Here is a 2,162-nt window from a genome sequence, read left to right as displayed (position 1 = left end):
GTTGTGATCGTCGACCAGGAACAGGAACACATCGCGGTCCGAGGCATAGAGCGTGGTCGTGTCGCGGCTGATCTCGACATCGGGGTTGTAGACCCCGGTTGACCAGTCGAGCACGCCCGGCACTTTCCAGCGCGTGTCGCCCGTGCCATTGCCCGCGATGCGCTGCACCGCCTCGACCAGTTCATGGTCGTGGATGCGGCCGTAGTCGGGGCCGGTCACGGCGCGCAATTCCGTGCGGCCATCCTCGGTCTCGAAGGTTTTGACCTGCTCGGCGCGATGGTTGGTCAGGCCGTATTGCAGGTTGATCCCCGCGAGCGGCGCGGGCAGCTGGCGCAGGTAGGAGGCCGGCGCGCCAACGATGCTGGCCAGCTGGCCGAACGCCCAATGCGTGGGCGCAACCGGTTCATGTGCTTTCGGCAGCATCAGGTGCAACCGTTCGGGGTTGTTGCGCGCGGCCTCGACTCGGATATCCGCCGTTTGCACGACCCGGCTGCGGCTGCGCTCGGAGCGGCCCTTCACCGATGCCCAGAGATCGTCGAGCGACAGATACCGCTCATCATCGGGCCGGTTGAACCATTCGGATGACACCCGACCGTTCCGCTCACCCCGGCTTACATCCACTTTCCAGCCACCCGCCCGCGCCGGTGCGACCGGATCCAGAACTTCTACAACGCCCATCGGCATTCCTCCGTGACAGGCGCCGGGAGCCACTCTCCCAGCCTTCAACCCGTCACCGGGAATCCGGCACTCCTCTTACTCTCCAAAGAGGCGCGAGACGAAGCAATGCAGACAAAGCTGCCGCTCATGCTTGGATGATGTTAACCACGAGTGACAGTGACACAAACATCAGCCAAGCCGATGCGACGCGTTGAATGATCATCAACCTCCTGGTCCCGGCAGCCGATACCTGCGTCATCACCCCGAGGCCGCCCCAGACCAGTGCGACGCCGATCACCATTGCAGCGAACAGAGCAAAATATGGCCAAAAATCTGCGGTTTGGGCAGATGGGAGCAGGACAAGGCTGAAGACAAGCGCTTTGGGATTCAGGCATGTTGTGATGTAGACCTGCCGGGCGCTGATCTCTTTGGCCCCATCGTCAGGTGCCAGCGAGGTCCATAGTTTGATGGCGAGAACAGCGATCCAGATCGCAGCCGCGACCTTGAGGACCAATTCAAAGCCGGGCATGGTCTGAAAAAGCTGCGCGCCCAGGAATGACAGTGGCAGTATTGCTGTGGCATATCCCGCAAGTTCAGCAGGGATAAGCCGAACAACGCGGGACAACCCACCATGAGCACCGGCCAGCCCCATAAGGGTGTTGGTAGGGCCGGGGGCGAGGAGTAACGCCAATACTGCGAAAACGAATGCTGTAGATACCATCGAGACCCCTGGCAGCCAAATGTTCAGGCCTGCTATAGTCGTAACGGATCAGAATTTGCATCATTAAAGAATGACATGACTGAAGTCGGCTCCAAGCCGCCTTACGGCAGCGCCCCGAACCCGGCGGATTTCCCCGCCGGGCCCGTGGGAGAGATCCCGTTCTCAGAACGGGATCTCGTCGTCGCGGTCGACCAGCTCGGGGTTTTCACTCTCGGCCGACTTCGGGCGGCTCAGGAAGTCGACCTTCTCGGCGATAATCTCGCAGCCGTAGCGGTCGTTCCCCATGCTGTCGATCCACTTGGTGTAGTGGATGCGGCCATGGACGAGGACCTTCATGCCCTTTTCGCAATGCTCCGCGACCGTCTTGCCAAGACCGTTGAAGCAGGTGATGCGGTGCCATTCCGTGTCCATGATCCGGTAGCCGTTCTCGTCGCGCAGGACGCGACCTTCCGAGAGGCGGGGGCGGGAGGTGGCGAGGCTGAAGTTGGTGATCTTCGTGCCGCCCTGGGTGGTGCGGACTTCGGGGGTTTGACCGATGTTGCCGGCGAGGATGACGATGTTCTGCATGGTAAGCTTCCTTCTGTGTCCTGTCTTCGGGACCGTCCCTTCGACAAGACCCGGAAAAAGCCCGTCGGGTGACGCGTGCACGGTGGACGGAACGGACGCCGGAAACCCCCAGAGGACCGGGGTGGAGCGGGCAGGTGACGCGTTTCCAAAGAAACGCTAGCCAACACGGCCCGGACTGACGCGGGGTTGCGCGCCAGAGGCCGAACAGGCTTAGGGG

2 protein-coding genes and 1 pseudogene are annotated in these 2,162 nt (G+C 61.9%); all 3 read right to left on the bottom strand.

Going from position 1 to position 2,162, the window contains the following annotated elements; all coding sequences use genetic code 11:
- Window positions 1-678: pseudogene (locus Q8K08_RS13925) on the bottom strand (DUF932 domain-containing protein); the annotation flags it as partial.
- A gap of 124 nt (window positions 679-802) precedes the next feature.
- Entirely contained in the window at window positions 803-1,378 is a 576-nt protein-coding gene (locus tag Q8K08_RS13920) for a LysE family translocator (protein ID WP_305250434.1), read from the bottom strand.
- Between the two features lie 162 nt (window positions 1,379-1,540).
- Complete coding sequence (locus tag Q8K08_RS13915; protein WP_089258994.1) at window positions 1,541-1,945, bottom strand: single-stranded DNA-binding protein; 405 nt, start codon at window positions 1,943-1,945, stop codon at window positions 1,541-1,543.
- Between the last annotated feature and the right edge of the window lie 217 nt (window positions 1,946-2,162).

This window comes from Pseudotabrizicola sp., assembly GCF_030684215.1.
In the GTDB taxonomy this organism is placed as follows: domain Bacteria; phylum Pseudomonadota; class Alphaproteobacteria; order Rhodobacterales; family Rhodobacteraceae; genus Pseudotabrizicola.
The sequence above is the reverse complement of the archived record's forward strand: the minus strand, read 5'-3'. Positions and strand labels throughout refer to the sequence as shown.

Excerpts from the sequence above, each read along its gene's own strand:
- Q8K08_RS13920 (WP_305250434.1), bottom strand. The coding sequence starts at position 1,378 with ATGGTATCTACAGCATTCGTTTTCGCAGTATTGGCGTTACTCCTCGCC.
- Q8K08_RS13915 (WP_089258994.1), bottom strand. The coding sequence starts at position 1,945 with ATGCAGAACATCGTCATCCTCGCCGGCAACATCGGTCAAACCCCCGAA.